General features: G+C 46.0%; 12 protein-coding genes. 5 read left to right on the top strand and 7 right to left on the bottom strand.

Annotated features, from left to right (window positions below; genetic code table 11):
• Window positions 1–15: 15 nt before the first annotated feature.
• Window positions 16–1,308, top strand: coding sequence for an O-antigen ligase family protein (locus WCV65_RS03150; protein ID WP_051860660.1), 1,293 nt, complete (start codon window positions 16–18; stop codon window positions 1,306–1,308).
• 116 nt (window positions 1,309–1,424) lie between these two features.
• Window positions 1,425–2,618, top strand: coding sequence for an oxalate decarboxylase family bicupin (locus WCV65_RS03145; RefSeq protein WP_338779991.1), 1,194 nt, complete (start codon window positions 1,425–1,427; stop codon window positions 2,616–2,618).
• A gap of 48 nt (window positions 2,619–2,666) precedes the next feature.
• Here the strand turns inward: WCV65_RS03145 and WCV65_RS03140 are convergent, their stop codons facing one another.
• Window positions 2,667–3,752: a nitric oxide synthase oxygenase gene (locus tag WCV65_RS03140; protein WP_338779989.1), complete on the bottom strand. Its 1,086-nt coding sequence runs from the start codon at window positions 3,750–3,752 to the stop codon at window positions 2,667–2,669.
• A 391-nt stretch (window positions 3,753–4,143) separates the two neighbouring features.
• A complete protein-coding gene (locus tag WCV65_RS03135) occupies window positions 4,144–5,115 on the bottom strand; it encodes an FAD-dependent oxidoreductase (protein ID WP_338779987.1) in 972 nt (323 codons plus the stop codon).
• Window positions 5,116–5,257: 142 nt separating this feature from the next.
• On the opposite strand from WCV65_RS03135, the gene WCV65_RS03130 reads away from it, so the two are divergent.
• On the top strand, window positions 5,258–6,286 hold the full coding sequence (locus tag WCV65_RS03130) for an NADP-dependent oxidoreductase (RefSeq protein ID WP_082883841.1): 1,029 nt from the start codon (window positions 5,258–5,260) through the stop codon (window positions 6,284–6,286).
• 29 nt (window positions 6,287–6,315) lie between these two features.
• Here the strand turns inward: WCV65_RS03130 and WCV65_RS03125 are convergent, their stop codons facing one another.
• Window positions 6,316–7,041, bottom strand: coding sequence for a 5-formyltetrahydrofolate cyclo-ligase (locus tag WCV65_RS03125; protein ID WP_338779983.1), 726 nt, complete (start codon window positions 7,039–7,041; stop codon window positions 6,316–6,318).
• 292 nt (window positions 7,042–7,333) lie between these two features.
• On the opposite strand from WCV65_RS03125, the gene WCV65_RS03120 reads away from it, so the two are divergent.
• Window positions 7,334–8,890: an ABC-F family ATP-binding cassette domain-containing protein gene (locus WCV65_RS03120; RefSeq protein ID WP_035407306.1), complete on the top strand. Its 1,557-nt coding sequence runs from the start codon at window positions 7,334–7,336 to the stop codon at window positions 8,888–8,890.
• 78 nt (window positions 8,891–8,968) lie between these two features.
• On the top strand, window positions 8,969–9,205 hold the full coding sequence (locus WCV65_RS03115; RefSeq protein ID WP_156505948.1) for a hypothetical protein: 237 nt from the start codon (window positions 8,969–8,971) through the stop codon (window positions 9,203–9,205).
• Window positions 9,206–9,261: 56 nt separating this feature from the next.
• On the opposite strand, the gene WCV65_RS03110 is transcribed toward WCV65_RS03115, so the two are convergent.
• From WCV65_RS03110 to WCV65_RS03095, 4 genes are all read right to left on the bottom strand, one after another.
• The gene (locus WCV65_RS03110) at window positions 9,262–10,020 is read right to left on the bottom strand and encodes an STAS domain-containing protein (RefSeq protein WP_035407312.1); all 759 of its coding nucleotides are present in this window, start codon (window positions 10,018–10,020) and stop codon (window positions 9,262–9,264) included.
• A complete protein-coding gene (locus tag WCV65_RS03105; protein WP_338779977.1) occupies window positions 10,010–10,669 on the bottom strand; it encodes a B12-binding domain-containing protein in 660 nt (219 codons plus the stop codon). Before WCV65_RS03105 ends, WCV65_RS03110 begins: the two co-directional genes overlap by 11 nt.
• Before the next feature lie 180 nt (window positions 10,670–10,849).
• Window positions 10,850–12,745 (bottom strand): ABC-F family ATP-binding cassette domain-containing protein, encoded by a 1,896-nt coding sequence (locus WCV65_RS03100; RefSeq protein WP_338779975.1) that lies wholly within the window; start codon window positions 12,743–12,745, stop codon window positions 10,850–10,852.
• A 20-nt stretch (window positions 12,746–12,765) separates the two neighbouring features.
• On the bottom strand, window positions 12,766–14,931 hold the full coding sequence (locus tag WCV65_RS03095; protein ID WP_338779973.1) for a DNA topoisomerase III: 2,166 nt from the start codon (window positions 14,929–14,931) through the stop codon (window positions 12,766–12,768).
• Window positions 14,932–15,623: the final 692 nt, after the last annotated feature.

The following is a 15,623-nucleotide window of genomic DNA, read 5'->3' as shown; positions in this document are numbered from 1 at the left end:
AGAAAGAGGAGACTCATGATTAAAATAAACTTTGAAAAACTATTAGCATGGATTAAAGCTTATCATTTAGAGATCGGTGTAGGTCTTTGCTTCATCCTCCCTCCCGCAGGCATTTTATGGCTAGTGGTGATTGGCTGGAATCATCTAAATAAGGCTGTATACCGCAGAGCACCATTTACGCTCAACTTAACGACGTTTTTCTTCCTTTGCCTTCTCGTATCATCCGCAGGGGCAAGTATCGTTCAGCAAAACGGATCATACCTTCTGATTGTTGCACTGATCGCAGGGTATCTTGGATTGTATCTATACATTAAAGACACCTTAACCTTAGGATCGTTTCAGCGCTATAAGCGTATTGTAATTGCCGGAGGTTTTTATTTATTTTTATCAGGCCTGATGCTAAAGGATCATCACATGGACGGATGGATGGCATTCCTAACAGGCACTCAATTTATCGGAGGCTCCGGCGATAGTGAAGCCAGACTGTTCGGAAGCGCATATAATCCGAACTTTACAGCCTTTCTTCTGCTGCTGACCTTTGCATTTGTGCTGACGAGCATGATCGGCCATCTAAAAAATAGAGAGAATCAGCTTCTTCTATATCAAATTCCGCTGATTCTTGTCATTGCCGCAGCCATTTTCCAGACCGGTTCACGTTCGGGAGTGGCGACAATGTTTATCATGTCTCTATTCCTATTAATAAAATTAAATCCGAAGCTTGGAATTACCTGTCTTGGGATGCTATACGCTATTCGGGATCAGCTGATTGAATTGATTCCAAGAACCGAAGTCATTGACCACTCTGCCCTTGCACGTAAAGAAATCTGGCTGAACAGTTTGAGCATCTGGAAGGACAACACTTATTTCGGTACGACCCCTCTCGGTTTTTCAGAGTCATACCTGCAGCTGACAGGAAAAGCTGTTCCGCATGCTCATAACATGTTCCTTGCCTTTTTCGCTGAATACGGCACAATTGGCGGACTTGCCTTCTTGCTCCTTGCAGGCGGCATTGCCTTTAAATTTTGCTGCCTGTATTTTATGGAATCAAAGCGGAAACAGCTTCTGAATCTGTTTATGATTTCCATTCCGATTATTTTCCTGACCGGAATTCTTGATCACCCGCTCGTCTCACCGCAAACAGCCTTAATTACTGTCATCCTGCTCGCGAGCTGGGACCGATATACAGAGCCGGTTCACGTTGTCCAAAAATCGGCAGCCTATATAAAAAGAGCCTATTTGAGAATCAGTCTTCAGACAGAGAAACCGCATCACGTTTCGAAGTCTCAGAAGAATAAAGGGAAATACTAACGAGTTCTATTTGAAAAGAAAATTGAATACTCTAGGATAGGAAATGACGTGTGTATATTCACACGTCATTTTCGTTTTTTAAAATAGGCTTATCTGAAAAAGAGAGGTGCTTTTTCTTGGATAAAAGAGCGACTGATCAAGGGGTCCAAAAGCTTCCTCAGCCAATCCGGAGTGATGGAGCCGGGACAATCGATGCGGGCCCCCGAAATGTAATTAGGGACCTCCAAAATCCCGATATGCTCGTTCCGCCTAAAACGGATGCAGGGCTTGTACCTAATTTAAAATTCTCTTTTTCTGACACGAGCATGAAGTTAAACCACGGAGGATGGTCAAGAGAGATTACGGTGAGGGAATTGCCGGTCTCGACCACCATCGCGGGGGTAAATATGAGCTTAACAGCTGGCGGAGTTCGTGAGCTCCATTGGCATCAGGAAGCGGAATGGTCTTATATGATACTGGGACGCGCACGGATTACTGCCGTTGATCAAAATGGGAGGAATTTCATTGCCGATGTCGGCCCGGGCGACCTGTGGTATTTCCCCCCTGGAATTCCGCATTCCATTCAAGGGCTCGAGCAGTGTGAATTTCTCCTCGTGTTCGATGACGGCAACTTTACTGATTTAAGTACTCTATCCATTTCCGACTGGTTTGCCCATACGCCAAAGGATGTTTTATCTGCCAATTTCGGCGTACCGGAAAGCGCCTTTGACTCAATTCCTAAAGATCAGGTCTACATTTATCAAGGGGAGGTTCCTGGTCCTTTAGAGAGCCAGAAAATTCAGTCTCCATATGGAGAGGTTCCCCTTACCTTCAAACACGAACTGCTTAAACAAAAACCGCTTATCACGCCAGGGGGAAGCGTCCGCATTGTAGACTCCTCTAATTTTCCGATTTCAAAAACGATAGCGGCAGCGATTGTTGAGGTGGAGCCGGGAGCCATGAGGGAGCTTCACTGGCATCCGAACAATGCGGAGTGGCAATATTACCTTACAGGAAAAGGACGCATGACTGTCTTTACTGGAAACGGCACGGCACGTACTTTTGATTATCAGGCAGGAGATGTCGGATATGTTCCTTTTGCAGCGGGCCACTATATCCAAAACACCGGCAGTGAGACTCTCTGGTATTTGGAGATATTCAAAAGCGACCGATTTGCCGATTTGTCACTGAACCAGTGGATGGCCTTGACTCCTGAACAAATTGTTCAATCCAATTTAAATGCGACGCGTGAGCTGATGAATTCTCTCCGCAAAGAAAAATGGCCGGTAGTTAAGTATCCCGGATTTTCCTATTACCCTAAAAACAACTGAACATAAAAAAACTCGACCGGCAGCAGGGCGAGTTTTTTGATTTGGAATCTAATAGGGTTTTTTCTGATAGAAGTAGTTCGGTGTTTTTATCTCATTGTTATAATTTTTATGAAAAATATGCGTTGCGGCTGGCGAGATGGGCGGAATAAGCCATGCCCAGTCTCCGGTAACATCTCTCCCGCTGCTCTCTTCTCTTTCCTCAAATCTTTTAAATTGAGCGGCGGCGGTGTGATGGTCGACAATGCTTACGCCTGCTTCCTTGAAGGAATAGAGGACTGCCGCATTGAGCTCGACCAATGCTCGGTCTTTCCATAAGGATGAGTTCAAATCCGTTTTCAGTCCCATAATGGAAGCGACCTTAGGAAGCATATTATACCGTTCTTCATCCGCTAGGTTTCTGGCACCGATTTCTGTCCCCATGTACCACCCGTTAAATGGGGCAGCTCCATAAACAATCCCCCCAATTTCAAGGCTCATGTCTGAAATGATCGGGACGCCATACCATTTTAAGAAAAGATCCTGAAAGGCTGGGATTTCCGGATGAACGATCGGAACTTCGATGATTCTGTCCTCTGGAATCGGGAACCACTTCGGCCGATTCTCGCCTGCAGAAACAACGAGCGGAAGCATATCATAATCGGTATACGGCCCCTCCCATCCGAGTTCCCGGCATACTTCCGTAAATTCGATGGAGGCAGGATCTCCTCTATACCCTTCATCAAATTTATATCCTGCATATCGGAGCAGCTGGTGGTTCCAAATACGAATCCTGTGCTTCTCCTTGTCCTTCGACTTAAAAATGGTGATGGACGGCCGGATTTTCCCTCCGTTGGACGCATATTCAATATGGCGGATAAGAGCTTCCGCGACTTCCTCTTCCGTCTCTGCCCCTCGCTCATCCATGACATGGAGAGACTGCCAGAACAGCCTTCCTATACAGCGATTACTGTTGCGCCACGCAAGCTTTGCACCATATTCAAGTTCAATCCCCGTATGCACATATTGTCCGCTTTCTTCAATTTCCTGCTTAATGCTGAGCAAACGCTCTTCTATTTCCTCTTCTTTTCCTAGCTCATGGTAACTGATTTGAATGAATTCTTTCGCCTTCAGGAACAGGTCATATGTATCTGTCACTACTGTCCTCCTATATGTCGTACTAGACTTTCAACCATCTTAACAATAGTAGAAATGGTTCACAATGTCCAATCTTACAATAGAGGAAATATCATCCAATATCCAGTTCTGACGGCGCATTCTCTTGTTTTCGCCTCTATTTGAAAGGGAATTTCCCATAAACGAAAATAGATAGAGGCATATTGAACCAGCACTGGCCAAATGACATATAAGAGGAAATAGCTTTTTTTAAAAGCTCTGTTTTTCTTGGCTGTTGATTTCTGATGCAGGCGTTCGGCTTCCAATCCAATTAACAGGTGCAGCATGATTTAACGCAGCCATCAAAAAAAAAGAAACGCCGGGTTACAACCCTGCGCTTCTCTCTTTTATGACAAACAAACGATTGTTTAAGTCATTTATCCCGTGTTTTTGCTCTTTCATACAGCTCCTCGCCTGCATCCATACCCGACAGAAAGGCACTTTCAAATCTCGTCCTTCCCGCAGGATCATCTTCCCTTAAGAAGGCATCCCCTGCAGCCAAAAGGGGATGCTCCGTCCTGAGGTCCAAAAATGGCCGATGGTAAGGCTGCACCGCTTCTGCATAGCGCCAGCGCTTAAGCTGCACCGAATTTACATTCTCCATTGGTACATATTCCTTCACTTTGTCCAGTATTATGGACGTAATTTCCTCATCCTGCTTTTCAAAATGCTCCGCAGACCATTCTCCAGTCATATAGATGCTTACGATCGGCTCAATGGATATCCCTTTTTCCGATTGGCAGGCAATCCTTTCCAAACCTTCCGGAAGGCCCGAATCAAGATGCCCTTCACTGCCAATACTCAAATCCTTTTTTAGGGATGCCATGGCAACAAAGCATGGATTGAACCGGATTCCTGCGAGTTCATGTCCGGCCCTGATGCGGCTTGCGGTCAGAAGATCAACCGCTTGAGGAGCAGGAATGGTTATTAGGATGGCTTCAGCTTGAAAGCTTTCTCCCGATTCAGCAAAAAGCTCAAATCCATGCTCTTTTTCCTCGATTTGAACGATTCTGGTATTTGTCTTCACATCCAGTTCCTCTGCGAGATGCTTAGCAAGGCTGTTCATTCCCTCCGCCCCTGCGTAACGCGGGTACGGATCGCCGAACCATTTTTGAATCCAGCCTTTTTCAAGCCATTGATCTGCTTCTTTTTTTAACTCCTCTGTGCGGACCGTAAAAAACTGAGCACCATGATCCGCCCTCCCTTCCCCAATTCTTCTGGTTGCAAGCCGGCCTCCCGGACTTTTTCCTTTATCAAAAAGCGTGATACTCGATACCCCTTTTTCCTTCAGAACTGCAGCCGCCGTTAAACCGGTAAGCCCGGCTCCAATAATCGCTATTTTCACATTGATCCCTCCCATCTTTACTTTACCTTTAATGGATCATTCAAGCGAAAACGAATATGCCGTTTTCAAGGTGTATTCTTTGAACAAGCTTGCGCATGATGATAGGGTAAATATAGTCATATAAGAACTCAAGGAGGAATAGATGATGGAAAGCACAACTCAAAAACAAATCCAGCTTGCACAGCGCCCGAACGGAATGCCAACTGCGGAAACATTCCGCTTTACTAACACAAGCGTCCCGGAACCGAAAGATGGAGAGGTGCTTGTACGCACATTATATTTATCTGTAGATCCCTATATGAGAGGCCGTATGCAGGATACGAAATCGTATGTTGAACCGTTCCCTCTTGATGAAGTTATTCATGGAGGCGTAGTCGGTGAAATCGTTCAATCGAACTCTCCTGACTTTAAACGCGGAGATACGATTGTAGGAATGCTCGGCTGGCAGGAATATTCTGCTGTCCCGGCAAAAGCAGTACGAAAAATTGATCCGGATGTAGCGCCGATCACAACAGCTCTTGGTGTTCTTGGAATGCCCGGTCTGACCGCTTACTTCGGACTTCTTCACATCGGTCAGCCTCAGGAAGGCGAAACCGTCGTTGTATCCGGTGCTGCCGGAGCTGTAGGATCACTTGTTGGACAGATCGCGAAGATTAAAGGAGCACGTGTTGTCGGAATCGCCGGAACAGAGGATAAAATCCAATACTTAAAAGAGATTGGTTTTGATGAAACCATCAACTATAAAACGGACGACGTTCAAAAGGCACTAGAAAAAGCCTGTCCGAATGGCGTGGACGTCTATTTTGACAATGTAGGGGGAGAAATTTCCGATGCTGTCTACAGCCTGTTGAACAAATTTGCCCGCGTACCGATTTGTGGAGCCATCTCCTCTTACAACAAAGCCGGAGAAGATTTGGGACCGCGTGTCCAAATGAAGCTCATCAAGTCCAGTGCTCTGATGAAAGGCTTTGTCGTAGGAGACTATGCTGACCGCTTTGAAGAAGGATCCCGCCAGCTTGGTGCATGGGTAAAAAACGGAAGCCTGAAATATGAAGAAACAATCGTAGAAGGATTTGAGAACATCCCGGATGCGTTCCTTGGACTGTTCAGTGGTTCAAATCTTGGGAAGCAGCTCGTGAAAGTAACAGATCCGCTTTATGCCAAAATCTAATGACAGAAAGAATCCCCTTTAAGCAGGACTTAAAGGGGATTTTTTTTGCTTATGAAATCTTTTATTTCCTGAAGCACCGGCATGGCTTCCATATCTTCCTCCGTCACCCTGCCCCAGACAATTCCCTTCGGCTTCGGAACGCAGGATCCCGTTTTCATCAGCCCTTCTTCTGTCGCGATCCAATCAGCCGTTAAATCAAATTCCTCTACCGGAATATCATCCTCTACAAGCTGCCGGCTGTTAACAGTCGTAATGACGGGAATCTCAGGATTGCCAAGCTCTCTGATGATCGCGTATTCCCGGTCAGCATAGCCTTCTCCTTTTCCAAGACGCCTACCGTCCGCAGTCATCGCCACAGAGCCGATGACGATTAGATCAATTTTTGGAAGTTCAGATAACGGCAGAAGCTGTCCGTACTCCTTAATATGGCTTAAACTGGCTGCCCTTCTCTCTTCTCCCGCCGGCACCCATTCAGGCTTCACCTGAATGAAGCCTGCTTTTAATCTTGGTGTTGGAACAAGAAGCGTTTTCCCATCCTTTAACACTTGTGCCCTAAGCGGAAGCTGCGGGGCATCAGGATTTACCTTAATAACATTCGCGAGCTTATATTCGGGCATCTCAAAAACAAAAGCCGCTGCTTTTTCCGCTCCTTTAAAATTTGGAATTCTGCCTTTTAAAGGAAAGGGAAATCTCCCAAGCCTCTCTTCCTCAAGCAACTGCCACACTTTTTCGCGGATTTCATGTTTGTCCGACATCTTTTGTCCCCTTTCAGGCTTTTTATCTAAATGTATCAGGAAATAGAAGGAGGAGGTACTATTACCGGCTCAATATCTTCTTGAATCCCCTAATTATGCGTTCAGATCTGGGTTTTTGACACAATTTTTCCCGGGAAATAATCAAAATAACCCAGTATTCCCTTTTATTCTTTGCGGAAATTCTCATGCTTTTCTTCCTCCTCTCCCTTTCCCTAACCGGGCTTGTTCGATATAATCGGGGGGTGAGCTTAAATGAAAAACCATTTATATATAAAAGGAAAAGGTGTATACGATGAGCGTATTATCAGTAAAAGATCTCAGCCACGGTTTTGGTGACCGGGCCATATTCAATGACGTATCCTTCCGTCTTTTAAAAGGCGAGCATATCGGTCTGATTGGTGCGAACGGTGAAGGAAAATCAACATTCATGAACATCATCACCGGCAAGCTTGAACCGGATGAAGGAAAAGTGGAATGGTCTAAAAAAGTCCGCGTTGGCTATTTGGACCAGCATACGAATTTGGCACAGGGCCAGACGATGCGCCAGGTACTCCAAGGGGCATTTCAGTATCTATTTGATGTTGAAGCAGAAATGAACGGTATTTATGACAAAATGGGAAGCGCCTCTCCTGAGGAATTGGAAAAGCTTCTTGAAGAAGTCGGCGTTCTTCAGGATACTCTGACAAACAACGACTTTTATGTCATTGATTCAAAGGTAGAAGAAGTCGCCCGCGGTCTTGGACTGACAGATATCGGTCTTGAGCGCGAGGTTCAGGATTTGAGCGGCGGACAGCGCACTAAGGTCCTTCTGGCCAAGCTTCTATTAGAAAAGCCTGACATCCTCTTACTGGACGAGCCTACGAACTATTTGGATGAGCAGCACATTGAGTGGCTGAAGCGATATTTACAGGAATATGAAAATGCGTTTATTTTAATTTCGCATGATATTCCTTTCTTAAATAGCGTCATCAACCTGATCTATCATATGGAAAATCAGCAATTAAACCGCTATGTAGGCGATTATGATAACTTCATGAAAATTCATGAAGTTAAAAAACAGCAGCTGGAATCTGCTTTCAAAAAGCAGCAGGCTGAGATTGCGGATCTGAAAGACTTTGTCGCCCGTAATAAAGCACGCGTCTCGACCCGCAACATGGCGATGTCCCGCCAGAAAAAGCTGGATAAGATGGACGTTATTGAGCTTGCCGCAGAAAAGCCTAAGCCGCAATTTAACTTTAAAGAATCACGTGCAGCAGGCAGAGTGATTTTCGAAACGAAAAACCTTGTAATTGGCTATAATGAACCGCTGTCGAGACCGCTTGACCTCCGTATGGAACGCGGTCAGAAAATTGCGCTTGTCGGAGCAAACGGCATCGGGAAAACAACGCTTCTGCGCAGTATCCTCGGAGAAATCAAACCGATCTCAGGAGAAGTGGAGCGAGGCGATTACCTGAACATCGGCTATTTTGAGCAAGAAGTAAAAACAAGCAACTACAATACTTGTATCGAGGAAGTCTGGAACGAATTCCCTTCCCTTACTCAAGCCGAGGTTCGCGCGGCCCTCGCCAAATGCGGCCTGACAACGAAGCACATCGAAAGCAAAATTGAAGTGCTTAGCGGAGGCGAGAAAGCAAAGGTGCGCTTCTGCAAATTAATGAACAATGAAAGCAATCTGCTCGTTCTCGATGAGCCGACAAACCACCTGGACGTCGATGCTAAAGAAGAATTAAAACGTGCATTGAATGCTTATAAAGGCAGCATCCTCATGATTTCCCATGAACCTGAATTCTATCAGGGCCTTGCTACCGAAGTATGGAATTGTGAGAGCTGGACAACGAAGGTATTTTAAACGTGAAAAGAACCGGGAGGCGAAATGTTTCCCGGTTTTTTGCTTAATAAATATTTACTAAAGGAGGAAGACAACTGGATGAGAAGCGTCAGAAAAACAATTTGCACCATTATTTTATTCACATTAATGGCAGGCTGCAGTCAAACGGACAATGATTACTCTGTTTTTGCAAACCACGAAAACAACAGCGATGAATTGAGGAAATCTCTTTTGGAATGTTTAAATAGCGAAAAAATCGACTATAAGGTCGACAATAATAAAAATGTATTAATAAGAGAGAAGGATATGAAACAAGCGGTTGCAAGCTGTTCCTAGGGTGAAACCGCTCCTCCATACAAGCAAACCCCATTGGCATAAAGCCCATGGGGTTTCTACTTTACAGAAAAGTATGACTGAATGGCTCTTGGCAAGGTACTGACAGACTGAACATCCAGAGCTGCTCCTGATTGGTTCATCGCCTTTACATGGGCGGGGGTGAGTCCTGTAAATACAGCCTCCACGCCCATAAGTCTGAATTCGGCTATAAGTTTTCCAAGCTCCATCAATCCATCTCCATTTAATACTCCAATTCCGTGGAAATCGAAAATCGCATGCTCATAGTCTTGTTCATGCATGCTGTTCAATAGCCTTGTCCGATTCCTGTTTATGAGATTTTCGTCCAGGTTACCAAAGAGCGGCACGAGCACAAGCTTAGACGTAAGAGTGATAGCCGGGCCTGATAACTCAGTAATTTTATCCAATAATTGTTCGAGTGCTTCTTTTTGAAAAAGCAGTTCCAAATCGGTTTCCGCCAAACGCCTTTGCTGGTGGCTGATTTTTGAAAGAAGCTCTTCCATATGACGGTCCTGGCCTGTACAGATGAGATGTCCCGCCTCGCCAGCCCACTTTACGGAAATCTTAAAGGTTGCAGCAGACTCCCGCTTCGTCATCAACGCAAGCTCTGTCTCCATCTTCCCTTCCCCCGAAAGGAATTTTTCAGCCTTTGTCCGGCTCCCGCTATCGGTAAGTTCCAGAAACGATGAGCCTTCCCGGAATGAAAAAAGATCCCTTGCTTCCTCAGAAAATTCAAGGATCTCAAACTGCCGATTTATTTTGAAATAAGGTATGGGCATGTGTCGGCTATTTGACAAATCGGGTTCCTCCGGAGCGCTCTAAATCGAACCATTCAGCAAGCTGGGTCAAGGTAGGAATAAACCTCGTTTTCTCAGAGCCAAATTGGGTAAAGTCATGGGTAAGGAGAAGCCTGCCCCCAAGAAGGACAATCGGATTGGTTTCAATAGACTCAAGCCTGCTGATATACTCCTTCAGCTGACCGGCTCGGTAATTTAAGCTGAAAGATAGCCCAATGACTTCCGGCTTCCATTTTTCCGCAGCAGATAACGCAAATTCAAGAGGAAGATTCGGACCCATGAATTTCGTCTGCCAGCCGTTTTCCTCAAAAAGAATATGAACCATTTTCAAGCCAATATAATGATCTTCATCCTGTACGCATAAAAACATGGCCTTCTTACCGGTTTCCGGAACCGGCTTGTTTTCTCTCATATAATGCTGATATTTTGAAAGGATATAATCACAGGTTGAAGTAGCGAGATGCTCATCTGCTACAGTAATCTCATTATTCTCCCAAAGTACTCCTACATGCTGCATCGATTTGGTTAAAACGTCCTCAAACAGAGCCAGTGTAGTCGCTCCTTCACGAATGTGAATCTGCACCGTTTCCCATGAGGATTCATGGTCTCCTTCAAGCAGAAACCGTGCCAATTTTTCAGGAGGATTCATCGTTTCACCCCTAACTGGTAGATTCTCTGAATACTACCCTACCACCTTTCCCAAGAAATAACGAACGAAAGGGGCTGGTAAATTTATCTTTGACGTTTTAAAATGATACCATTTTTTCGTGAGAAACTGAATTAAAACGATGAAAAAACCGCCGTAACGGGAACGGCGGCCTATCTTTTCTTATGATTTAGCCTGTTCAATTTCTTCAAGAATGAGAGAGAGCTCTTCCCAGCGCTGCATAGAGTATTCGAGCCTCTCTTCTGCTGCCTTCTGCTCCTCCATAAGCTTTTGAATTTTGCCAAAATCACTTCCAGCCCCATCAATGTTTGCCTGAAGTTCTGAAAGCTTTTCTTCAAGAGCTGCGATTTGATCTTCAAGCCCATTCCATTCCTGCTGCTCTTTATAGGAGAGTTTTTTTCTTGTCTCTTTCACAGCCTGAGGAGGTTCAGCGGCTTTTAACTCTTTCTTTGCGGCCGTCTGCTTTTTACGCTCCTCCATATATTCAGTGTAATTGCCATAGAAACGCTCAATATTCCCCTGACCTTTAAAGACAAACAGCTGATCGATGACACGATCCAGGAAGTACCGGTCATGGGATACGGTGATGACAACTCCAGGGAAATGATCAAGATACTCCTCCAGCACACTGAGTGTCTGTGTATCCAGATCATTCGTCGGTTCATCCAGGAATAAAACATTCGGTTCCTGCATCAGTACATTCAATAGGTAAAGACGCCGGCGTTCTCCTCCTGAGAGCTTGCGGATGTAGGTAAACTGCATCGATCGCGGAAATAAAAAGCGTTCAAGCATCTGTTCCGCTGTAATGGATGTTCCGTCTATCGTATGAACAATTTCAGCTGTTTCCTTGATATAATCAATCATCCTCAAGTTCTCGTCCATATCGGAATGATCCTGTGTGTAATACCCAATTTTGACGGTTTCCCCAACCTCTATCGTTCCGCTATCTGGCTCGATTCTGCCTGCAAGCATATTCAGCAGGGTTGTTTTCCCGCTTCCATTCGGTCCAATCAGGCCAAGGCGATCACCTGGTACAACAAGATAACTGAAATCCTGAACAAGCTGCAGATCGGCAAACCGTTTGCTGACATCGGTCAGTTCCATCACCTTTTTGCCGAGCCTTACGCTGCCTAAAGCAAATTGCAGATCATGCTTCGTGTTGTCGAATTTCTGCTCTTTCATATCTTCGACACGCTGAATGCGCGCTTTTTGCTTCGTCGTTCGCGCCTTTGCACCGCGGCGCAGCCAGGCAAGCTCGCGTCTTAATGTATTGTGATGCTTTGCCTCGCTCTGGACAGCAAGCTCTTCACGCTCCGCCTTTTTCTCAAGGAACATTTCATAGTTCCCTTCATACGTATAAAGCTGACCTTTATCAAGCTCGAAAATTTGATTCGTGACCCGGTTAAGGAAGTACCGGTCATGGGTTACGACAATAAACGCTCCTTTATACTGCGCAAGAAAAGCCTCCAGCCATTCAATCGTATCCTGATCAAGATGGTTCGTCGGTTCATCCAAAATAAGAAGATTTGCAGGCTGAATGAGTGCCTTTGCAATGGCTACCCGTTTTTTCTGGCCGCCGGAAAGCTCGCTGATTTTTTTCGTAAAGCTTGTAACGCCAAGACGGGTCAGAACCGTTTTGGCCGTTGTAATCGCATCCCAGGCATTCAGTTCATCCACCTTTTGCTGCATAGCCATGAGAGCTGCCTGCTTCTTTTCATCTGCCGGATTCTCTTCAAGAGAAGCGAGGGCTTTTTCGTAGTCCCTCATCCCTTTCATGATCGCTGCCTCTCCGTAATAAATCTGGTCGAGAACAGTTAATTCCTCGTTCAAATCCGATTGCTGCGGCAAATATTCTATATGAAATTGATTCGCGTGCGTCATGGTACCGGACTCAGCCGTCTCTAAACCTGCCAAATATTTAAGCAGTGTTGATTTACCTGTTCCATTTACACCAATCAGACCGATGCGGTGCTTTTCAGATATAGAGAAAGAAAGGTGATCAAAGAGCACCTTTTCCCCATATGTTTTATATAAATTTTCAACCGATAACATACTCATACATGATCAACCTTTGGATTTTATTTGAGCTTCAGCTTTGCCAGTGCATCCGCTAAAGCATTGTTGGAAAAATCATCATCCTGCTTTTTCATATAATTCGCCACTTCTTTTTTGGATACCTTCTGATTCTTCTCTTTGCCTTTGCGCTCATTGAAGGCAGAGAGTTTTTCACGGTGTCCGCATGAACACGTAAACATCTGTCCTTCCCCTTCACCGCGGAGTTCAAGGCGTTTGTGGCATTTCGGGCAGCGGGCATTTGTCGTCTTGGAAATGTTTTTCCTGTTTCCGCACTCACGGTCCTGACATACAAGCATTTTGCCTTTTTTGCCCTTCACTTCAAGCATCAGCTTGCCGCAATCCGGGCATTTAGTTCCCGTTACGTTATCATGCTTAAACTTTTGCTCGCTGTTTTTTATATCCGAAACAACCTGGCCTGCGTATGTTTTCATTTCTAAAATGAATGTATCCTTAGGAAGCTTGCCCTTGGCGATGGCTGCGAGCTTCTGTTCCCACTCAGCCGTCAGAACCGGAGACTTCAATTCTTCCGGAACGAGTCCGAGAAGCTGCTTGCCCTTCGATGTAACCGCCAGATCCTTGCCGCGCTTTTCAATGACGAAAGAACTGAACAGCTTTTCGATAATATCAGCACGGGTCGCCACCGTACCCAGCCCGCCTGTCTCACCAATCGTTTTAATCAGGTCTTTGTCTTCACCAGCCATAAATTTCGCCGGGTTTTCCATGGCCGACAGAAGTGTACCTTCATTGAACCGTTCCGGAGGCTTCGTTTCTCCTGAAGTTTGAGAAATGACCGGGTTAATCCGGTCTCCCTCTTTGACAAGCGGCACATCTGAAGCAGACTCTTCATCCGGGTCTTTTCCGGCTGCTTCCTTCCATCCCAGGGATAGAACACGGTTGCCCCTCGCCGTAAATTCCTCACCGCCAATAACAGCGGTAATGGACGTTTGTTCGTATTCGTAAGGATCTGATAAAACTGCTAAAAACCGTCTGACAATCAAATCATAAATGTTTCGTTCCTGGCTCGTCAGCGAGGATTGAAGCGGTGTTTCCTCGGTTGGAATAATCGCATGGTGATCGGATACCTTCGTATCATCAACAAACGCTTTACTCACCTTAATCCCTTTTCTCAATATAGCCGCCGCATAAGGAGCATAGGGTTTAACCTCAACAGCTTTCACGCGTTCCTTCAGCGTGCTTGCCATATCCGAGGTCAAATACCTGGAATCCGTACGGGGGTATGTGACCGCCTTATGCTGTTCATAAAGCTTTTGCATAATCGATAGCGTCTGCTTTGCTGAGTACTCAAAACGTTTATAAGCCTCCCGCTGCAATTCGGTTAAATCATACAATGCCGGTGCAAAGCTCTTCTTTTTCGTTCTTTTAACTTCCTTGATTACACCGTCTTCATTTTGAAGCTTTTTCAGAAGATTGCCGGCCTGCTCTGAATCGAACATTCTTGTTTCATTAGTTTTTCCGTTTCTCCAAGTCAGCTTAAGACCATCCTTTGTCGAAGCGGAAAGGCCATAAAATGGTTTCGGCTTAAATTGGCTGATTTCCTCTTCCCGCTTTGCAATCATCGCAAGTGTCGGTGTCTGAACCCGGCCGCAGGAAAGCTGTGCATTGAATTTCGTCGTCAGCGCACGCGTAGCATTAATACCGACATACCAATCGGCCTCCGATCGGGCAACAGCTGAATGGTAAAGGAACTCATACTCCTTGCCATCCTTCAGATTCTTAAATCCCTGGCGAATCGCCTGATCAGTAACGGATGAAATCCACAAACGCTTCAACGGCTTATTGACCTTCGCCTTCTCAAGTATCCAGCGCGCAACAAGCTCGCCTTCGCGCCCGGCATCCGTTGCAATCACAATTTCCTTCACATCTCCGCGTGTCAAAAGAGCCTTCACCGCATGAAACTGCTTGCTGCTCTGTTTAATAACCGTCAGCTTTAAATGATCCGGCATAATCGGAAGCTCATTCAAATCCCAAGACTTATACTTCTGGTCATACGCCTCCGGATCGGCAAGCGTCACTAAATGTCCGAGCGCCCACGTCACAATAAACTGGCCGCCCTCCAAAAAACCATTTCCCTTCCGTTCCGCCTTCAGAACGCGTGCAATATCCCTTGCTACTGATGGCTTCTCAGCCAAAACAACCGTCTTACTCATGTCAACATCCTTTCAAGGCAGGGAAAACCTGCCTGCTTTATATAAATCGCAGAAATCCGTGCGAAAATAGCCTTCTTACAGTTTATCAGAAATTAGGGCGGGTGCAAGGAATCGGGGGATGACATGTCTTTGCACTGACCCCCAGTACTGCACCGCGATGGGGGAATGAGCAAAGAGCGGACAAACCCTTGCCTGGCAATGCCCTTGATAAGGGGGGACGGAGGTTTAGTGCTGTAGTGAAACGGGGGTCAGTGGATTGCACTGACCCTCCATATAGTAACGCGATGGGGGAACAAACAAAGAGCGCGCCACCCCTTATCCCAGTTGACTTGAAAAGCAATGGGGACGGAGGTTTAGTACTTTAGCAGAACGGGGGTCAGTGCAAGGCAAATATAGCGAGCATAAATAGATAGCTTATCCGCGCCTGACCCGCTCTGCTTTAAAGCAGCAGGGGACGCAGGCTGCGGGTCTCAACCCTTTGCGCCCCAGCCGTTTGCAGAGGCGGTGCCGGAGCTTTCGTCTGATGCAGAACCGCGGGACTGGCACCGTGCCAGTCCCCTCATTCTTCACCGCAGCGGGGGATGGAGACCGCTCTCCTCGATCCCTTGCGCCCCAACCGTTCACCGGACCAGGTACCGGAGCTTTAATCCTTTATCAGAGTGCGGGTCAGACACCCGCACGCCACCGCCCTT

This window comes from Metabacillus sp. FJAT-52054 (genome assembly GCF_037201815.1).
Classification (GTDB): domain Bacteria; phylum Bacillota; class Bacilli; order Bacillales; family Bacillaceae; genus Metabacillus_B; species Metabacillus_B sediminis.
Note: the sequence above shows the minus strand (reverse complement) of the source record. Positions and strands in the feature narration are given on the sequence as shown.

What these genes read in the sequence shown, in the direction of transcription:
- WCV65_RS03115 (WP_156505948.1), top strand. Translation starts at nt 8,969, where the DNA reads ATGAGAAGCGTCAGAAAAACAATTTGCACCATTATTTTATTCACATTA.
- WCV65_RS03150 (WP_051860660.1), top strand. Translation starts at nt 16, where the DNA reads ATGATTAAAATAAACTTTGAAAAACTATTAGCATGGATTAAAGCTTAT.
- WCV65_RS03105 (WP_338779977.1), bottom strand. Translation starts at nt 10,669, where the DNA reads ATGAATCCTCCTGAAAAATTGGCACGGTTTCTGCTTGAAGGAGACCAT.
- WCV65_RS03100 (WP_338779975.1), bottom strand. Translation starts at nt 12,745, where the DNA reads ATGAGTATGTTATCGGTTGAAAATTTATATAAAACATATGGGGAAAAG.
- WCV65_RS03120 (WP_035407306.1), top strand. Translation starts at nt 7,334, where the DNA reads ATGAGCGTATTATCAGTAAAAGATCTCAGCCACGGTTTTGGTGACCGG.
- WCV65_RS03095 (WP_338779973.1), bottom strand. Translation starts at nt 14,931, where the DNA reads ATGAGTAAGACGGTTGTTTTGGCTGAGAAGCCATCAGTAGCAAGGGAT.
- WCV65_RS03130 (WP_082883841.1), top strand. Translation starts at nt 5,258, where the DNA reads ATGATGGAAAGCACAACTCAAAAACAAATCCAGCTTGCACAGCGCCCG.
- WCV65_RS03125 (WP_338779983.1), bottom strand. Translation starts at nt 7,041, where the DNA reads ATGTCGGACAAACATGAAATCCGCGAAAAAGTGTGGCAGTTGCTTGAG.